Source organism: Plantactinospora sp. ZYX-F-223, assembly GCF_039649625.1.
In the GTDB taxonomy this organism is placed as follows: domain Bacteria; phylum Actinomycetota; class Actinomycetes; order Mycobacteriales; family Micromonosporaceae; genus Plantactinospora.
Genome location: NZ_JBDJAV010000014.1, coordinates 35,875 through 55,053, shown reverse-complemented (window position 1 = coordinate 55,053; position 19,179 = coordinate 35,875). Strand labels below are relative to the sequence as shown.

The window sequence follows — 19,179 nt, the reverse complement described above, 5'->3', positions numbered from 1 at the left end:
TGGGCCGCTCGGGTCAGGCTGGACCGCCCCGGCCGAGGTCGACCAGTTCCGGCTCGGGGAGGGCGAGCCAGGCGAGGATGTCCGGCAGGATCTGCACGGCGGCGAAATGTCCCACCCCGGGTTGCACATCGACCTCCGCGTGTGGGATCTGCGACTGGAGCCACCGGGTGTGCGCGACCGGCGAGAAGTTGTCCTCGGCACCGTGCCAGAGCCGGACCGGCACCTTGATCGATGAGAGGTCGAAGCCCCAGTCCCGGCTGAGCGCCAGCGCGTCGTCGATCCACCCGTCGGCGCCGAACCGCACCGCCTCCGCGTAGCTCTCGGTCAGCAGCCGGCGCAGTGCGACATCCTCGACCACGTTGCGATCGGCGGCGCTCAACTCGCCGTCGATGAAGTTGACGACGCTCGACGGGTCCCGCCGGGTGCGGTCGGCCCGGATGGTCAGCGACTCGATCAGTCTGCGTCGGTCGGACGTCGCCTCCCGGTACGCCTGGACGTTGGAGGGAGCCATCCCGTCGTACCAGTCCAGGCCGGCCGCGTCGGAGGGTGCCGGGGAGACCAGCACCGCGACCCGGGTCAGCCGGCCGGTGAACAGGTCGCTGGCGGCGCAGGCGAGGGCGTGCGGTCCGCCGCCGGACCGGCCCACGACAGCGAACTCGTCCAGCTCAAGATGATCGGCCACCGCCTGCACGTCCAGTGCGGCGTCGACGACCCGGCGCCCGGGGTGGCGGGTGGATCTGCCGTAGCCGGGCCGGTCATAGCAGATCAACCGGATGCCGAGCAGGTGGAGGATCATGCTCCGGGGTTTCGGGCCACTGCGGCTGCCGGGCATTCCGTGCATCAGGAAAACGGGAAACCCGTTCGCGTCCCCCGAGGTCTCGACGGCGAGGGTTCGGTCGCCCAGTGGGACGTCCCACTCAGTCGGCCGCTCCTGTGACACCCTGTGCCCTCCTGTCGAACCTCCTGGAGGGCGGCGTCTAGGGGCACCAGCACGCACCGCCTCGGCTGAGGCTCCCCCGCTCAATCACGATGGGGCTGATTCTGAAGGACTCAGCGTATCGCTTTATGAGGTAGGTCACCAGCAGCCCGGAGGGGGCGTACCGGCAGGTTTCGGGTCAGTCCGGCCAGCGCGCCGCTCGGGTTGACCGCTGGAGTCGTGCCACGTCGGTGGCTCGCCGGAGCGTGCCGCGCGGCGTCCTCGTGCCGCCGGGATGCCGCTGACCGGCCCATGATCGGCGGAGTTCCGGCTGCACCCGGACAATTCGGCGATGCGCTTTCTGGGCAATCAGGCATAACAAGTGAACCTTTTTCAACCTCCCCTTGCGGTCCGGCGGACCGCAAGGTCGGACGCGGTGCGTGAGCGCCGCGCGGTCCAGGTTGAAAAAGGTTCAGTCTATGGGGTGCCATCGCCGCTATCCCGGCATGCCGTCCGTCGCTGGCTGCGGCCCGCCGGGTAGCGGCGGCCCGGCCCGAGCTCACCCGGGCCGCCGGGGATGTCGGTCGGGGCGGGCAGAATCGTCGGCGTGCTGGTGGCGGTGGTGCGGGACGAGGAGGGCGACGGGGGCCGGCTCGCGCCGCTGCATCCGGACGGCCGGCCCGCCGGCCCTGCCGAACGGGTCCCCGACCTCGGCGCGGCGATCACCGCCCGGGAGCGGCTCGACCCGCCGCGCTGGGTCTGGGCCTCCACCGCCGCGATCTATCCAGGGCTGCTGCGCCGGGGCGTCCGGGTGGAGCGCTGCCACGACGTCGAGTTGACCGAGGCACTGCTGCTCGGCCAGGACGGGCGCTGGGGCGAGCCGCGCGGCCTGGCCGCCGCGTTCGCCCGGCTGACCGGTGCGCCGGTGCCGGCCGATCCGCCGCCCCGGGCCGCCGCACCGCCCGGCGACGGCCAGGCCGCGCTCTTCGACGTGGCGCCCGGGCCGCCGCCACTCGGCCTCGACGCGCTGCTCCGGGTCTACGCCGACCAGCAGGCCCGGATCGCGGCGACGCCGCATCCCGGGCGGTTCCGGCTGCTGGTCGCGGCCGAGTCGGCGGGTGCGCTGATCGCCGTCGAGATGGGCGCGGCGGGACTGCCGTGGCGGGCCGACGTGCACGACGCGCTCCTGGTCGACCTGCTCGGCGAGCCGTCGCCGGTGGGCGGGCCGCCGCGCCGGCTGGCGGAGCTCTCCGCGCGGATCGCGGCCGCCTTCGGGGTACGCCACCTGCACGCCGAGTCGCCCGCCGAGCTGCTCCGGGCCTTCGCCCGGGCCGGCCACGACCTGCCCAGCACCCGGGCCTGGGTGCTGCGCGGGATCGACCATCCGGCGGTTCCGCTGCTGCTCGAATACAAGGAGCTCTACCGGATCTGGACGGCGCACGGCTGGACCTGGCGGGACGCCTGGGTCCGGGACGGCCGGTTCCGTCCGGAGTACGTGCCGGCCGGAGTGGTGTCCGGGCGGTGGGCGACCCGGGGTGGCGGCGCGTTGCAGATCCCGAAGGTGGTCCGGCGGGCGGTGCTGGCGGATCCGGGCTGGCGGTTCGTGGTCGCCGACGCCGGCCAGTTGGAGCCCCGGGTGCTGGCGGCGGTCTCCGGGGACGCCCGGCTCGCCGCCGCCGGTGGCGCGGGTGACCTCTACACCGCGCTGGCCCGGGAGAGCTTCGGAGGTGACCGGGCCCGGGCCAAGCTGGCCCTGCTCGGCGCGATGTACGGCCAGACCGGTGGCGAGGCGATCCCCGCGCTGGCGGTGCTGCGCCGCAGCTATCCGACCGCCTTCGAGTACGTCGAGGCGGCGGCCCGGACCGGCGAGGGTGGCGGGCTGGTCCGGTCCTGGCTGGGGCGTACCTGTCCACCCGCCTCGGTCTCGGTGCGGGAGTCGGAGGAGGGCGAGGGGCCGGTGGTGGAGTCGGCCGCGGTCGACCCGTTCGGGCCGCGGGCCCGGGCCGCCGCGCGGGCCCGGGGCCGGTTCACCCGCAACTTCGTCATCCAGGCGACGGCGGCGGAGTGGGCGCTGACCCTGCTCGCCGGGCTGCGCAACGGGTTGACCGGGCTCGGCGCCGAGGCCGGGGCGGGCCGTCCCGAGCTGGTCTTCTTCCAGCACGACGAGGTGCTGGTGCACTGTCCGGCGGAGCAGGCCGACCAGGTGACCGCGCTGGTGCACGAGGCGGCGGCGCAGGCCGGGCGGCTGCTGTTCGGCGAGACCCCGGTGCGGTTCCCGCTGGACGTCTCGGTGGTGGACTGTTACGCAAATGCGGCATAGTTGCGAATTAGTCCGATTAGTGCCGATACCTGGGCGGCGCCCGCTCGTTGGGACCGTTGTGCGCGCGGCGGGGGTCGCGCGACCGGCGGAAGGTGATGGCGCTGAGTCGGATCGCAGGAATGATCATCGCCGCGGGCGGGGGACGCCGGATCGGCGGCCCGGAGGCGTTGCTGCACCAGGGAGAGCGACCCCTGGTGAACCAGGTACTCGACACGATGCGTGCGGCCGGCTGCGGGCCGCTGGTCGTGGTCCTCGGGGCCGCGGCCGAACAGGTACGCGCCACCGCCGACCTCTCCGGGGCGACCGTGGTGGTGAACCGCTCCTGGGGCACCGGGATCGGCTCGTCGATCCGGCTCGGGCTGGAGGCCGTACCGGACCGGCGGGTCGAGGCGGTGGTGGTGGTCCCGGTGGACATGCCGGGGTTGACCGAGGCGGCGGTACGCCGGGTGGCGGCGCTGCCCTATCCGGAGGCCCTGGTCTGCGCCACCTACGAGGGGTTGCGCGGCTATCCCATGCTCTTCGGCCGCCGGCACTGGCCCGGCATCGCGGCGCTGGCCAACGCCGACGTCGGCGCCCGGCCGTACCTCATGGCCCACAAGGACGAGATCGTCGACATCGCCTGTGACACGGTGGCGGACGGCAGCCGGGCGAACACCCCGGAACTGCTCGCGGCCTGGGGGCTGACCGTCCCGGTCCCGGCCCAGCGGGTCGCCGTCTGAGTTCAGGCCGCCGGCTGAGTCCAGGCCGCCGTGAGTCCAGGGCGCCCGTCTGAGCTCAGGGCACTGGCTGAGTCCAGGGCAGTCTGGATCCGTGCGGCCGTCGGCGTGAACGCACCGGTGGCCCGGCCACCTCCCGAGCCGGTCGATCCGCACCGGTCGACCCGCTCAGGCGGCCGTCGCCGGCCGCCTCCGGTGCGCTATCGAGGCCGGTGCGCCGCCGCACCGCACACCACCGGCGCCGCGCGCTGCGACCGGCTCCGGGACGAGAGCGCCCGCCTGGTGGGACTCGCCCCGGCACTCTGACCCGTAATCCGGGACCGCCGGAGTCCGGACCGGGCGCGGGCGGCTCAGACCTCGATGTTGAACCGCCGGAGTACGGAGGGTGCGACCAGGCCGAGTGTGGAGAGGATCGAGATCACCGTGAAGGCACCGCGCAGCACGATCGTCTCCACCTTGCCGCCCACCTTGACGGCGATCTTGTTCGGGATGCCGATCATCATCCACATCCGCCGCTTGATCGGCACCGGCCAGAGGATCGGCACCCCGTTGCTGGTGATGATGTCGCCCATGATGTGCACGAAGCAGCCGACCCCGACCGCCAGCCCCAGCATCGGATAGCCCCGGTCGCCGGGCAGGTGCAGGAAGGTGAAGTACGCCGCCGCCAGCGACACGATCGTCACGATCACCCAGCCGGCCCGCTTCGCCCACTCGTCGAAGAGCCCGCGCAGCGCCAGACCGATCATGAAGAAGAGGATGCCGATCACTGCCCACTTGCCGTACGCGGTGCAGAGCGCGGTGGTGCCCCAGCCGACCAGGAAGGTGAACGGCAGCGTGTGGGTCAACGTGCGGTGGCCGTTGTTCCGGTGCGGATCCTTGCTCAGTTTGGTGGCGTGGTAGACGCCGAGGGAGATCTTCTCCATCACCTCGGCGAAGAAGAGCGACACCACGCCGAACGTACGGGCGACGGTCGCACCACCCTGGTTGCGGGTGACCTTGCCGGACATGTCGAGGTCGGGGAAGAGCGCCCCGCCGGCGCAGACCGCCGTGCCGACCGCGATCGCCAGCGGCGACTGCTCGTAGCCGGCGAAGTAGTCCAGCCCCCAGGACCCGGCCAACCAGACCGCGGCACCGGACAGCGCATGGGATGGCCCCATCATCGTCGTGCATCCTCCCCCGGGTACATCCCTCACGGCTGGCGACACTGTGTCAAACCGGGGATCGCGAGGCAATCACCGTTTGATCCACAGTGGTGTCGCCGACGTCACGGTCGGATCCACCGCATCGTTCCGGTGTGCGCGAACGCGTCTCCGGAACGGATCGCCGGCCAGGTCAGCCGGGGTGTGCGCCGGTACGTGCCGCGGCACTCGGGGCGGCGCGGCGGCACCGGGAAACCGTGTCGGCAAGTGGACTCCGGCGTGTCGCCCGGCCCGGGTACGGCTCCGCTCAGTCGACCGGCCGGAAGCTGGTCTGGACCATCCGCAGGTAGCTCTGGTTCACGCCCCAGTCGAACTCCCGGGTCAGCCAGGAGACGGTGTACGCCCGGCCGGGCGAGGTGTTGATCAGCATCCGGGCGATGTGTACCCGGTCGCCGCGCTTGTTGGTCCACCGGCACTCCCAGATCGCCCCACCGGCCCGGATGTCCAGCGGCCCGATGTCCACCTGCTCGTACCCGGCCAGCAGGCCCGCGCCGGTCAGCCGCCGCTCCTCCGCGAGCCAGTACCGCTCGCCGTCCCGGGTCGGCGGGGTGCTCGGATCGATGCTGAGCATCCGCCCGGTGCCGGCCACCGGCTCCCGGAAGCAGACCACTCCGCCGTCGGTGTAGCGCTGCCAGCCGATCGGCACGGCGATCCGGAACCCGGACGCGTCGGTGTACCAGGTCCAGTTGTCGACGAGTCCGAAGCGTTCCTCCGGCGGGCGCGGCGCGGCAGTCACCGGTACGGTCCGCTCCGGCGGCGGCGCGCACGGGAACGCGCCGACCACCTCGGCCATCGGCTGGCTACCCGGTGTGTCGGGCGGGCTCTCGCCGGCCCGCTTGGCCCGCAGCGTCAACTCGGTGCCGAGCCCGGCCAGCAGGGTCAGGGCCAGCGCGGTGGCCGCGATCCGCCAGACCCGCCCGCCGGGACGCCGCCGACGCCGGTTCCGGCCCGGCGGTTCCGGCCGGTCGTGGTCCAGCTGCCGCTCCGGGCCGCGCCGCGCACCCGATACCGGGTGCGGCTGCCGCTCCGGCCGCGCCCCGGCCCGCCCCGGCACACCGGCCCGGCCCGGAACCCCCGCGCCGGCCGGACCGGCCGGATTGATCGAGCGGTCCGGTGCGGCGTACTGGTCCGGCCGGCCCCGGTGGGTCGGTCGCGGCGACTGGTCCCCGGCAGCCCGTTGGTTCGGCTGCGGTCGCTCGTCGGGCTGCGGGCGCTGGTTCGGCGGCCGTCGACGGCTCGGCTGCGGCCGCTCGACCGGCGGGTCGGCCGGGGCCTCCTCCGGAACCGGCCGGTCGGCGGTCGGCGGGGTCGGTGGCCGCCGGGCGAGGCTGCGGGCCAGGGCGAACGGATGCCGGCCGGACCGGGGCGGCGGATCGGTGATCCGGCGCAGCAGCCGTTCGACCTCGTCGGCGGTCAGCCGCTGCCGGGGGTCGCGGCGGAGCAGCCCGGCCAGCACGGGGCGGAGCGGACCGGCCAGTCGGGTCGGATCCGGCGGCGCCACCGCCAGCGCGGTCAGGGTGGCCATTGTGGTCGGACGGCGGTACGGCGACCGACCCTCCACCGCGGCGTACAGGGTGGCGCCCAGGGACCAGAGGTCGGACTCGACGGTGGACGAGCCGTCCGCGGCCCGCTCCGGCGAGACGTACTGCGGCGAGCCGAGCACCACGCCGTCCCGGGTCAGCGCGCCGTCCCCGCCGTCCACGGTGGCCAGTCCGAAGTCGGTGAGCACCACCCGGCCGTCGTCGTCGGCGATCAGCACGTTGTGCGGCTTGACGTCCCGGTGCAGTACTCCGGAGGCGTGCGCGGCGCGCAGCGCGGCCAGCACCGCCAATCCGACCTCGGCGGTACGCACCGGCGACAGCGGCCCGTCCGTCTCCAGTACCTGCTGGACCGAGCGGGACGGGACGTACTCCATCACGATCCACGGGGAGTCGTCGTCGTGCACCACGTCGTAGACCCGGACCACGTTGGGGTGGTTGAGCCGGGCGGCGGTGCGCGCCTCGCGCAGCGTCCGGTAGCGCAACTCGTCGCGTTCGTCCGGGGTCATCCAGCCCGGCGGCACCACCTGCTTGACCGCGACCGGGCGGTGCAGCGTCTCGTCGTGGGCCAGCCAGACCCGCCCCATCCCGCCGGTGCCGATGGTGTGCAGCAGCAGGTAACGATCGGCGATCCGTCCCTGGTGCACCGGCGGTGTCCCTCTCTGCTACCCGCGGTACACGATAGCGAGCCGGCGTCGCCTCCCGCATCAATTCCGGCGGCGCCGGCACTGCTGGCAACCTTGATCCGAAAAGAATTCACGGAATCGCCGAACACCCGACCCGCCGGGCCCGTCCGACGGCGGCTCCGGCGGTGTCGGCGCGGGTCAGCAGGCGGCGCCGTGGAGGGCCAGCAGGTTCCCCTCGGGTACGACGATCCGCGCCGCCCCGCTCCCGGCCCGGGTCCGCGGCGCCGGGCCGGCATTCGCCGCGCTGGCGTACACGGCGGCGGTGCGGGCGGCGATGCTCGTCCAGCCGTACCGTTCGGCGACCATGGTCCGGGCCCGGCGGGCCACCCGGCGGGCGAAGACCTCGTCGCCGAGGAGCGAGTCGACCGCACCGGCCAGCGCCTCCGGGTCGCTGTGCGGGAAGGTCACCCCGGTGACCCCCGGCTCGACGATCTCGGCCAGCCCACCGGTGGCGGCGACTGCCAGCGGCGCCCCGGCGGCGGCCGCCTCCAGGGCGACCATCCCGAACGGCTCGTAGAGGCTCGGCACCACCGTGGCGTCGGTGGCGGCCAGCACCGCCGGCAACTGCCGCTCGGTCATGAAGCCGGCGAACCGTACGGTGCGGTCCAGCCCGAGCCGGTGGGCCTGGTCCTGCAACTCCTGCCGGTACGGCCCGTCTCCGGCGATCACCACCCGCAGTTCCGGGTGCCGCTCCCGCAGCCTCGGTACGGCGTGCACCAGGTGCTGTACGCCCTTCTCGTAGACCAGCCGGCCGGCGAACCCGATCAGCGGCCCGGCCCCCGCGTACCGCTTGCGGGCGGCGGCGACCGCCCGGGGCTGGGCCGACCAGGCCCGATCGTCGACCCCGTTCGGCACCACCTCGACGTGCCCGGCCGGGAGCCCGAACAGGGCGTTCACCTGGTCGCGCATGTAGCCGGAGCAGGTGATCACCCGGTGCGACTCGTGGCTGAGCCAGTGCTCGACCGAGTGGATGGTGCGGTTCATCTCGTCCGGCAGCCAGCCCTGGTGCCGGCCCGCCTCGGTGGCGTGGATCGTGGTGACCAGCGGGATGTCCAGGTGGTCGGCGAGGGTGATCGCGGTGTGCGCGACCAGCCAGTCGTGGGCGTGGATCACGTCGTAGTCGCCGGTCCGGGCGGCCCGCAGCGCGGTCCGGGTCAGCGTGTGGTTGAAGGCCATCGTCCAGGCCAGCAGGCTCGGGGTGGCCAGCGGGAACCCGACCGGGTCCTCGGGGGCGCGCAGCACGTGCACGCGATCGACGTACGCCTCCACCGGGGCGCCCTCGCCGTGCCGGGTGACCACCGTGACCTGGTGCCCGGCGGCGGCCAGCGCGGTGGCCAGCGCGTGCACGTGCCGGCCGAGCCCGCCGACCAGCACCGGCGGGTACTCCCAGGAGAGGATGAGCACCTTCAGCGGGCGGGCCGCGGGGAAGTTGATGACCTCGGCGTTCGGTGACATGGCCCAGCCCCCTTTTAGTTGATTCCCAGGCAGGCGCGTAGAGACACCTGTTACGGGTGCCTACGCGTCATTGGGTCGGTGCCCATAGTGCCCGTGGCGGGAAAACCGGCGAAGACGTGGCCGTTGCGGGCATGTAACGCCGCTCGGTCAGTTCCGCCGCTCGGTCAGTTCCGCCGTACCCGTAGAAGTTCCGCCACCGACCAGGCCTGGAAGGGCGCTCCGGTGGCACCGTGCGGCGGTACCGCGTCGGCGGTCTCGCTCACCGAGCCGAGCCCGTACTCGGGCAGGTGCGCCGCCAGCCCGGCGAACAGTTCGTCGACATCGAGCCCGGCCCGGCGGCAGGCGTCCGCGTACGGGCCGATCAGCCAGGGCCAGACGGTGCCCTGGTGGTAACCGGCGTCCCGCTCGGCGGGGCCGCCCCGGTGCCGCTGCACGTAGCCGGGGCTCTCCGGGGCGAGACTGCGCGGGCCGAGCGGGGTAAGCAGGGCCGCGCCGATCCGGCGCAGCACCGCCGGATCGGGGTCGAGCGGCGCGTACGGCAGCGACCAGGCGAGGAGCTGGTTCGGCCGGAGCAGGTCGTCGTCGTGCCGGCCGTCGGCGCCGCGTGGATAGGCCGGCGGCGGGGCGTCGACCAGGTCGTAGAGCCAGCCGCTCGGGGCCGGGAAGCGGCGCCGGAACGCCGCCCGGGCCCTCTGGTGCGCGGCCGGGGCGGCACCGGCGTCCTGGCCGAGCCGCCCGGCCAGCTCGACGAGCGCCGCCAGCCCGTTGACCCAGAGCGCGTTCACCTCGACCGGCTTGCCCGCCCGCTGGGTCACCGGTTCGCCGTCCACCCGGGCGTCCATCCAGGTCAACGCCTCCCCGGGGCAGCCCTGGGTGAGCAGCCCGTCGGCCGGGTCGGCCACGATGCCGTACCGGGTGCCCCGCAAATGGTTGTCGACCACCGCGCGCAGCGCCGGCAGCAGCTCGGCGGCGAGGTCGGTGTCCCCGGCGACCGCCACGTGCCGGGCCACCGCGTGCAGGAACCACAGCGTCCCGTCCACCGTGTTGTACTCCACCCGCCCGGTGTCGGCGGTGTTCGCCAGCATCCCCTCCGAGAGCGTCCCCGCGTACGCCCGGAGCAGTTCCCGGCCCTCGTCCGCGCGGCCGGTGCCGAGGAACAGCCCCTCGTACCCGATCATGGTGTCCCGGGACCAGGCGCCGAACCACGGATAGCCGGCCACCACGTCCGGCCCGGTGCCGGTGCCGACCACGAACGCGTCGGCGGCCAGGGTCAGCGTCGCCGCCACCGCGTCCGCCGGTCTGCCGGCCGCCACCACCCGGCGGTTGCGCCGGCGGGCCGCCTCGATCAGCTCGTCGGCCGGCGGCGGCTGTTCGGTCAGGTCGCCGGCCCAGGCGAGCACCGAGACGCTGTCTCCGGGGCGGTCGAGCGCGCCGGTGAACCGGCCCGCGTACCAGAGGTCCTCGTCCGGGGTGAGCCCCCGGGCCGCCTCTTCCCGGTGATACACCCCGTGCCACCACTGCCCCTCGGCCACCCACTCCGGCCCGGCCAGCCGGAACGCGTCCTCGACCACCGCTCCGCCGGCCGCCGGCTCCACCTTCGGTGCCGGCCCGTCCGCCCGCCGCTCGCCGTGGCCGTCCCGCCAGGTCACCGCCGCGGCCAGGCCGAGCCGGGCCGGGCCGCCGGCGACCAGCCGGTGCCGGACCGCCAGGCAGGACCGGCCGTGCGCCATCGCCAGCTCGCGCTCCAGCACCAGGTCGCCGATCCGCCACCGCCACCGTGGCAGCCCGTCGACCAGGTCGAAGCGTTCCAGCAGCGCGAAGCCGCGCGGGTCGACGTCGCCGGAGCGCCACTCGTGCGTGCCGAGCCGGACCACCGCGCCGGACGGCAGGATCAGCTCCGGGTCCAGGCTGACCAGCCCGAGCCGGCGGTCCGCCGGGGTCTGTCCGGCCACCATCAGCAGTCCGTGGTAGCGCCGGGTACGCAGCCCGCCCACCGTGCCCATCGCGTATCCGCCGAGGCCGTCCGGGACCAGCCACTCCAGGTCGACGCCGGCCTCCAGGTGACCGCAGACCCGCGGCCCGAACTCGATCGGCAGCATGGCGCCCATGATGCCCGCTCCGGTGACCCGGCGCACACGGGCGGTGGTGACGGTCACCGCGATCGTTGGCCGGGTGAGCCGGGACCGATCACAATGATCGGAAGGATGACCGTAGCGGATCGGTCGGATGACGGGCGGGAGTCGAATGGGCGACGGGCGGGACGCGGAGCGTGCCGGACTGGATCCGGAGCGTGCCCGGCTGGCCGAGGCCGACGCCGGCGAGGAGCCGTGGCGGGCCTGGGGACCGTACCTGGCCGAGCGGGCCTGGGGCACGGTCCGGGAGGACTACAGCGAGCACGGCACCGCCTGGGACTACTTCCCGCACGACCACGCCCGGTCCCGGACCTACCGGTGGAACGAGGACGGGATGGCCGGGATCTGCGACGAGTGGCAGACCTTCTGCTTCGGCCTGGCGCTGTGGAACGGCGCGGACCCGATCCTCAAGGAGCGGATGTTCGGGCTCGGCGGCGACGGCGGCAACCACGGCGAGGACGTCAAGGACTACTGGTGGTACCTGGACTCCACGCCCACGCACTCCTTCATGCGCTGGCGCTACCACTATCCGCAGGCGGCCTTCCCCTACGACGAACTGGTCGCGGTCAACGCCGCGCGCGGCCGGGACGAGCCGGAGTACGAGCTGGTCGACACCGGCATCTTCGACGACGACCGGTACTGGGCGGTGACCGTCGACTACGCCAAGGCGTCGCCGACCGACATGTGCATCTCGGTCACCGTGGCGAACCGGGGCGACGAGCCGGCCACCCTGCACGTGCTGCCCACCCTCTGGTTCCGGAACACCTGGTCCTGGGGGCTGCCCGGCCGCGACCAGGTGCCGAGGCTGCACGGCACCCCGGGCCGGCTGGTCGGCGAGCACTGGGTGCTCGGCCAGCTCGTGCTGGAAGGCGACGGTGAGCCGGCCGCGCTGCTCTGCGACAACGAGACCAACACCGAGCGGCTGTGGGGACTGCCCGGACGCAGCGCGTACCCGAAGGACGGCATCAACGACCACGTGGTGAACGGCGCCGACACGGTCAATCCGGCCGGTGTGGGCACCAAGGGGGCGCTGCACTACGTGCTGGACGTACCGGCCCGGGGCGAGGCGATGATCAAGCTGCGGCTCACCCGGACCGCCCCGCCGCCGGCCAGCGAGCCCGCGCCCCCGCTCGACCTCGGGGCGGAGCACGACGCGGTGATGGCGGCCCGGCGCGCCGAGGCGGACGAGTTCTTCGCCCGGCTGATCCCGGAGGGCGCCTCCCCGCAGGAGGTGCTGGTGGCCCGGCAGGCGATCGCCGGGCTGATGTGGGGCAAGCAGTTCTACCACTTCGACGTGCAGCAGTGGCTGACCGGCGACCCGGCCGCCGCGCCGCCGCCGGACGGGCACCGGTACGGCCGGAACAGCTCCTGGCGGCACATGAACAGCTTCGACGTCATCTCGATGCCGGACCCCTGGGAGTATCCCTGGTACGCCGCCTGGGACCTGGCGTTCCACTGCGTCACCATCGCCCGGGTCGATCCCGGCTTCGCCAAGGCGCAACTGCTGTTGCTGCTCCGCGAGTGGTACCTGCACCCGAACGGGCAGATCCCGGCGTACGAGTGGGCGTTCGGTGACGTGAACCCGCCGGTGCACGCCTGGGCGGCGCTGAAGGTCTTCGAGATCGACGGTGGCCGGGACTTCGACTTCCTGGCCCGGATGATGCACAAGCTGCTGCTCAACTTCACCTGGTGGGTCAACCGCAAGGACGTCGGCGGCAACAACGTCTTCGAGGGCGGCTTCCTCGGGCTGGACAACGTCGGTCCGTTCGACCGGTCGGCCGCGCTGCCGGTGGCCGGGGTGCTGGAGCAGTCCGACGGCACCGGCTGGATGGCCATGTACGCGCTGAACCTGCTCGACATGGCGCTGATCCTGGCGGTGCACGACCCGACGTACTCGGACATCGCGACGAAGTTCTTCGAGCACTTCGCGTACATCGCGGCGGCCGCCTACGAGCAGGGACTCTGGGACGAGGAGGACTGCTTCTTCTACGACGTGCTGCGGCTGCCGGACGGCACCAGTACCCCGCTCAAGGTGCGTTCGGTGGTCGGGCTGCTGCCGCTGGCCGCGATCACCCGGCTGACCACCGTCACGCTGAACCGGCTGCCCGAGTTGACCGCCCGGCTGCGCTGGTTCCTGGCCAACAAGCCGGAGTACGCCCGGGTGATCGGCGGTCGCCGGCTCGGCGGTGACGGGCGGCAGCAGCGGCTGCTCTCCATGGTCGGCCCGGACCAGGTGGTCCGGCTGCTCGCCCGGATGCTGGACGAGGAGGAGTTCCTCTCCCCGTACGGGCTGCGTACGCTCTCCCGCCGGCATCTGGAGCAGCCGTTCGCGGTGGAGTTGGGTGGGCAGGAGTTCACCGTCGGCTACGAGCCGGCCGAGTCGACCTCCGGGCTCTTCGGCGGCAACTCCAACTGGCGTGGCCCGATCTGGATGCCGACCAACTTCATGCTGATCTCCGCGCTCCGGGACCACGCGGCGTTCTTCGGCGACGACCTGCTGGTCGAGTACCCGACCCGGTCCGGGAACAAGCACACGCTGACCGAGATCGCCGACGACCTCTCCGCCCGGCTGATCGCGCTCTTCGTGCCGGACGCCTGGGGGCGCCGCCCGATCTACGGCGTCGCCGAACTCTTCCAGACCCATCCGGACTGGAAGGACCTGATCGCCTTTCCGGAGTATTTCCACGGCGACAACGGGGCCGGGCTGGGCGCCTGGCACCAGGCCGGCTGGACGGCGCTGGTCGCCGACCTGATCCTGACCCTCCGCCGATAGTTCCCGCCGTCGAAAGGTAACGGCCGCGCCCGGTCCAGATGCCGACTGACCTGCTGTCAGTTACTGTCCGCCAGGATTCAAATACCCCTCGTAGTGTCCCGTTAGCCGTTTTCCGGGGCGGCGTCGCGGCACCGTCGCGCGAGCCCTGGGCCATCGGCAGGAGGGGAGAAGAATGGCGATGAGAATTGCCAGCACATCAGGTCAGCGGGGGACGGGCAGACTCGCCGCCGGACTGGCCGTCGCGGTGACCGCCGGGCTGCTCGGCACGGCGGCGGTGGCACCGGCAGCCGCCGCACCGGCCGGCGGCACGATCCGGCATTCAGGTGGCGCCACCGCGGTCACCGGAAGCTATCTGGTGGTCCTGGACGAGGCGTCCGTCAGCGCCGACTCGGTGACCGACCGGGCCGGCGTACTCGCCACCCGGGCCGGCGGAAAGGTGGCCCGCACCTACCGGCACGCGCTGCGCGGCTTCGAGTTCACCGGCTCCGCCGAGGCCGCCCGCCGGCTCGCCACCGACCCGTCGGTGGCGTACGTCGAACAGAACCACCGGGTCCGGCTCACCGGTACGCAGACCCCGACCCCCTCCTGGGGTCTCGACCGGATCGACCGGCGCCCGCTGGCGCTGGACAACAGCTACACCTATCCGAGCACCGGCAGCGGGATCCGGGCCTACGTCATCGACACCGGGATCCGGCTCACCCACCAGACCTTCGGCGGCCGGGCGGTCTCCGGCTTCGACGCGATCGACGGCGGACCCGCCAGCGACTGCCAGGGGCACGGCACCCACGTCGCCGGCACCGTCGGCGGCGCCGAGTACGGGGTCGCCAAGGGCGTGACCCTGGTCGCGGTACGGGTGCTGGACTGCTCCGGCAGCGGCACCTACGCACAGGTGATCGCCGGCGTCGACTGGGTCACCGGCGACCACGACCCCGGCGAGCGCGCGGTGGCGAACATGAGCCTCGGCGGGCCGGCGAACAGCGCCGCCAACACGGCGGTGGCGAACTCGATCGCCGACGGCGTCAGCTACGCCGTGGCGGCCGGCAACGAGAACGTGGACGCCTGCGGCGGCTCACCGGCGAGCGTCCCCGCCGCGATCACCGTGGCGGCCACCGGCGGCTTCCAGGGCGGCCCCGGCCGTACCGACGCCCGGGCCAGCTTCTCCAACTACGGCACCTGCGTCGACATCTTCGCTCCCGGGGTGGCGATCGTCTCGTCCACCATCGCCACCGACACCTCCAGCGGGGCGGCGGACGGCACCTCGATGGCCTCACCACACGTGGCCGGGGCCGCCGCGCTCGTGCTGGCGCAGAATCCGTCGTACACCCCGCAGCAGGTGCGGGACCTGCTGGTCGGCAGCGGCACCCCCGGACTGGTCACCAATCCCGGCCCCGGCTCGCCGAACGTCCTGCTCTACGTCGCCGACGTGCCGCCGCCCACCCACGACTTCGCCCTCGCGGTCACCCCGGGCAGCGGCTCGGCCGGACCGGGCGGCGCGGTCACCGCGACGGTGAGCACCCGGGTCACCGCCGGGTCGGCCCAGACGGTCGCGCTGACCGCCGCCGGACTGCCGAGGGGTACCACTGCCACGTTCAGCCCGGCCTCCGTCGTCGCCGGCCGGTCGTCGGTGCTGACGATCCGGGTCGGCTCGGCGGCACTGCCCGGAAGCTACCCGGTGACGGTCACCGGCACCGGCCCGTACGCCACCCGGATCGCCCGGTACACGCTGACCGTCACGAACCCCGGCGGCTGCACCGGCACCAACAACACCGACGTCGGGATCCCGGACCTGTCGACGGTGGAGAGCGGGGTGACCATCTCCGGTTGCCCCGGCCGGGCGTCGGCGTCGAGCACCGTGCGGGTGCGGATCCTGCACACATTCCGCGCCGACCTGGTGGTCAGCCTGGTGGCGCCGGACGGCAGCGCGTACGTGCTGCAGAACCGGACGGGCGGCGGTGAGGACAACATAGACCAGACCTTCCGGGTCAACCTGTCCAGCGAGACGGCGAACGGCCGGTGGCGGCTGCGGGTGCAGGACGCGGCACCTCTGGACGTCGGCCAGCTCGACACCTGGACGCTGAACCTGACCGCCGGCACACCGACGGCCTGTGCCGGCAGCACCGCCACCGGGGTGGCCATTCCGGACCTCGGTACGGTGCAGAGCCCGATCACCCTCGCCGGCTGCTCGGGCAATGCCTCGACGACCAGCGCGATCGCCGTGCGGATCTCGCACGGCCGGGTCGCCGACCTCGTGCTGCGGCTGGTCGCCCCGGACGGTAGCTCCTACCTGGTGCGCAACCGGGTGGCCGGTGGATCACCGATCAACGAGGTCTACCTGGTGAACCTCTCGTCGGAGGCCCGCAACGGCAGCTGGCGGCTGCGGGTCCAGGACGCGGCGGCCCCGTACGGCGGTCGCCTGGACGGTTGGTCACTGACGATCTGACTGGACGAAGCTGCCCCGGCGTGCCCGGCACACCGGGGCAGGGTCCGGCCTCAAGGTCGCGCTACTTCAGCGAACCGCGGAACCCACGGCTGGCCGACAGCACTACTTCCGGGACACAGCGCGATCCACGCCTCGGTCAGGCGGCGGTGGACCAGATGGCGGTGAAGGCGGCCGCCTCGCCGGCAAGCCAGCGTTCGACCTGGTCGGGGCGGACGGCGGCGTCCCAGTGGTGTGCGACGCCCCGGCGTACGTCGACCAGCACCGGCTCGGCACCGGGCAGCACCTGGTCCATCTGCCGGCCCATCAGGTGCAGGGTGGCCAGCAGTGCCTCCTGGCTCGGTGGCTGTTCGTCGAAGTGCAGCCGGACGGCCTCCCGCCGGCCGTCGTCGTAGCGCAGGCCGAGGTGCGGGTTGACCTTCACCGGCAGGTCGCCGACCATCCCGAGCGCGTCGTGCGTCTGGGCGAGCTCGACCGTCGACAGGTCGCCGAGCGAGTGCAGGTAGCTCACCGCGCCCGGGACCAGCGCCTCGTAGAGCGGGCGCCAGCGCGGCTTGACCACGCCGGCGATCTCGGCCAGGTGGCGGCCCCCGGTCCGGAACGCGATGTCGGTCTTGAGTGCCTTGACGAGCTGCCCGTGTGGGTTGAAGCCGGAGCGGCTTGCGCGCTGCTTGCGCAGGCCGCCGACGAACGTCGCCTTGGCCGGGCCGGTGCGGTCGACGTAGCGGGTGAAGGCGAGCAGGGTGGCGTAGGGGAGGGGGGCGGCAGTAGGCGCGGTGGCGACAGACTCTGGCACGGCTGTCCTCCCAGTTCAGAAGCCGTTTTAGTACACACATTCTAATTGATTTCTGCCGCTCCGCCCAGCCCAAAAGGGTCGTATCGCCTGTCCGGTCTGGCCAAAGGTGGCCAGTCCGCGGGAAGTTGGCCAACGGCGTGGCCACGACCGCTCAAGGGTGGCCAGCGGTACGGTGCCAGGTTCCACTGCCGCTGGCCCAAGCCCCGGAGCCGACCCTGGCCGACCTCCTCGGGCTTCCGATCGACGGGTACGACGGCCGGGATGATGAAGTACGTGAAGGCCGACGTTTGGGGCTTTGACGCCAAGTCACCCGGAAGCAGACTAAGCCGGACTGGTCTGACGCCGAGGTTGCCTATCCGACCGAGAGTTGAGCGGCGAGTTCCCGCCATTGCGGTAGGGGCGGAGTCTCGGGTGTGGGCGTGACCACGTAGAGACTTACGTGATCGGCGCCGGCGTCGAGGTGTTGACCGACCCGCTGTGCGATCTCGTCTACAGTCCCGCAGGCCACGATCGCATTGACGAGCCGGTCACTCAGGGAGTCGATCTCCGCTTCCTCGAAACCCAGTTCACGCAGCAGCGGGCGACGGTTGGGCACGGTCGCGGCGGCGTACGAGCGGGCCAGTTCGGCCAAGTTCGAACGGGTCGGGTCCAGGATGACGAGTTGGGCGACGGCCAGCAACGCGTCCGGGCCCAGTACAGCTCTCGCGTTCGCGGTGTGCGCGACAGGCAAGCCCAGCGGGTGCGCGCCCCAGGCGCGTTCGCCCGCGAGCGTGAGCATTTCGGGTCCCAACGCGGCGAGCACCCGTCGCGGTCGGGCGGAGGCTGTCGGCATCCGGAACGGAGCGGCATCCATCGCATCGAGGTAGGTGCGCATGGTCGTCACCGGCGGGCCGAAGCGATGACCACGGACGTCCTCGGCGAGGCTCGGATGGCTTTCCCAGAGCCCGAGCAGGAATCGTCCGGGGTACGCCTCGTCGAGGGTGCGTTGCGCGGCTGCGGTGGTGACCGCGTCGCGGGCGTAGATGTCGGCGGCACCTGCCGCCACCACGATCCGCTGGGTGGCCGATAGCAAGATCGCGGCCTGTGCCATCGCCTCCCGGCCAGTCGTCTCGGGGAACCACAGCGTGCCGTAGCCGAGATCCTCGATCGTTCTGGCGGCGCTGCGGAGCGTGGCGGCGGGGTAGTTGTCAAGGTGGCCGGCCCAGATCCCGATTCGCCCGAGGACTGCCTTCTGGTTGCTCACGCGTGCTGTCCGCTGCCGTCCTGGGTGGCGAGGAACGTGCTGATCTGGGCCGCTCCGGTGACGGTCAGCCAGGTGCGGAGGTCCATGAGGTTGGGGTGGATCCGGCGTGCACCGGAGATGTCGGCTCGGTAGCCGAGCGTGTTGAGCCACTCGTACCCGTACGCGAATTCCTCGCCGATCTGCCGGATGGCGTCGATCGGAATCTGCACGTACGGCAGCGGGCGGCCGATGGCTTCGGAGATGGCCGCCGCGATCTGTACTGGTGTCAGCTCGTCGCCGGCCAGGTCGATCGCGCGCCCGATCCAGTCCGTCGGCTGGGCAAAGACGAGCGCGGTGAGCACGCCGACGTCGTCGACGGCCATGACCTGCTGTGGGACATCGGACTCGAACGCGGCGGTCACGGCGCTGTTGTGCAGGTGGTATCCGCCCGTGTAGTTCTCCATGAAGGACACCGGCCGCAGAATCGTCGCCGGCAGGCCGAGTTCCGCGATGTGCTGCTCGATCCGCCATTTGCTCACCAGGTTCTGCGGCACCTTCTCGCCGTCGTGACGGCCCGCACCGGCGACGGAGGTGAAGACGAAGTGCGCGACTCCGGCGGCGTGCGCGGCCTCGGCGACGTTGACGCCCCACCGGATCTCGTCGTCGGCGGTGAACCCCGGCGCGGTGCCGGGCGAGCCGACTGTCGGCTGGACGCTGAACACGCCGTACGCGCCCTCCGCCGCGGCGATTAGGGAGGCGACGTCCGCCATCTCGGCGCGGACGATCCGGGCGCCGATGTCAGCCAGAGCCCGCGCCGAGGCGCTGTCCGGATTGCGGGTGAGAGCCCGTACCGGCCAGCCGTTGTTGAGCAGGTGTTTCGTCACGGCGCGGCCCTGCAAGCCGGTCGCACCTACCACAACAATGGCTTTGTCTGTTGTATCCATCTTTTGCTCCTGAGCTACGAGGGGACGGGGTCGCCAGCCTGGAAA

General features: G+C 72.7%; 12 protein-coding genes. 4 read left to right on the top strand and 8 right to left on the bottom strand.

Annotation, left to right across the window (positions count from 1 at the left end; all coding sequences use genetic code 11):
* Positions 1 to 13: 13 nt before the first annotated feature.
* Positions 14 to 841, bottom strand: a complete 828-nt coding sequence (locus AAH979_RS16020) for an alpha/beta hydrolase (RefSeq protein ID WP_346258895.1) — start codon at positions 839 to 841, stop codon at positions 14 to 16.
* Positions 842 to 1,493: 652 nt separating this feature from the next.
* Between AAH979_RS16020 and AAH979_RS16015 the strand changes: the two genes are divergently transcribed.
* Together AAH979_RS16015 and AAH979_RS16010 are read left to right on the top strand one after the other, a co-directional pair.
* Positions 1,494 to 3,236 (top strand): bifunctional 3'-5' exonuclease/DNA polymerase, encoded by a 1,743-nt coding sequence (locus AAH979_RS16015; protein WP_346258894.1) that lies wholly within the window; start codon positions 1,494 to 1,496, stop codon positions 3,234 to 3,236.
* A 119-nt stretch (positions 3,237 to 3,355) separates the two neighbouring features.
* Positions 3,356 to 3,955: an NTP transferase domain-containing protein gene (locus tag AAH979_RS16010; protein ID WP_346258893.1), complete on the top strand. Its 600-nt coding sequence runs from the start codon at positions 3,356 to 3,358 to the stop codon at positions 3,953 to 3,955.
* A 347-nt stretch (positions 3,956 to 4,302) separates the two neighbouring features.
* Here AAH979_RS16010 and AAH979_RS16005 read toward each other — a convergent pair whose 3' ends face one another.
* The 4 genes from AAH979_RS16005 to AAH979_RS15990 form a co-directional block, all read right to left on the bottom strand.
* On the bottom strand, positions 4,303 to 5,112 hold the full coding sequence (locus tag AAH979_RS16005) for a metal-dependent hydrolase (RefSeq protein WP_346258892.1): 810 nt from the start codon (positions 5,110 to 5,112) through the stop codon (positions 4,303 to 4,305).
* 286 nt (positions 5,113 to 5,398) lie between these two features.
* A complete protein-coding gene (locus tag AAH979_RS16000; protein WP_346258891.1) occupies positions 5,399 to 7,336 on the bottom strand; it encodes a protein kinase in 1,938 nt (645 codons plus the stop codon).
* 177 nt (positions 7,337 to 7,513) lie between these two features.
* Positions 7,514 to 8,830: a glycosyltransferase family 4 protein gene (locus AAH979_RS15995; protein WP_346258890.1), complete on the bottom strand. Its 1,317-nt coding sequence runs from the start codon at positions 8,828 to 8,830 to the stop codon at positions 7,514 to 7,516.
* A 164-nt stretch (positions 8,831 to 8,994) separates the two neighbouring features.
* Entirely contained in the window at positions 8,995 to 10,929 is a 1,935-nt protein-coding gene (locus tag AAH979_RS15990; protein ID WP_346259007.1) for an amylo-alpha-1,6-glucosidase, read from the bottom strand.
* Between the two features lie 127 nt (positions 10,930 to 11,056).
* Between AAH979_RS15990 and AAH979_RS15985 the strand changes: the two genes are divergently transcribed.
* Complete coding sequence (locus tag AAH979_RS15985; protein ID WP_346258889.1) at positions 11,057 to 13,735, top strand: glucosidase; 2,679 nt, start codon at positions 11,057 to 11,059, stop codon at positions 13,733 to 13,735.
* A gap of 172 nt (positions 13,736 to 13,907) precedes the next feature.
* Entirely contained in the window at positions 13,908 to 16,175 is a 2,268-nt protein-coding gene (locus AAH979_RS15980; RefSeq protein ID WP_346258888.1) for a S8 family serine peptidase, read from the top strand.
* Between the two features lie 136 nt (positions 16,176 to 16,311).
* On the opposite strand, the gene AAH979_RS15975 is transcribed toward AAH979_RS15980, so the two are convergent.
* From AAH979_RS15975 to AAH979_RS15965, 3 genes are all read right to left on the bottom strand, one after another.
* Complete coding sequence (locus tag AAH979_RS15975) at positions 16,312 to 16,968, bottom strand: hypothetical protein (protein WP_346258887.1); 657 nt, start codon at positions 16,966 to 16,968, stop codon at positions 16,312 to 16,314.
* A 352-nt stretch (positions 16,969 to 17,320) separates the two neighbouring features.
* On the bottom strand, positions 17,321 to 18,211 hold the full coding sequence (locus tag AAH979_RS15970; RefSeq protein ID WP_346258886.1) for a TIGR03620 family F420-dependent LLM class oxidoreductase: 891 nt from the start codon (positions 18,209 to 18,211) through the stop codon (positions 17,321 to 17,323).
* Positions 18,208 to 19,134 carry an NmrA family NAD(P)-binding protein gene (locus AAH979_RS15965; protein ID WP_346258885.1) on the bottom strand — a complete coding sequence of 309 codons (927 nt, stop codon included), beginning with the start codon at positions 19,132 to 19,134 and terminating at the stop codon, positions 18,208 to 18,210. The genes AAH979_RS15970 and AAH979_RS15965 overlap by 4 nt, the downstream gene beginning before the upstream one ends.
* Positions 19,135 to 19,179: the final 45 nt, after the last annotated feature.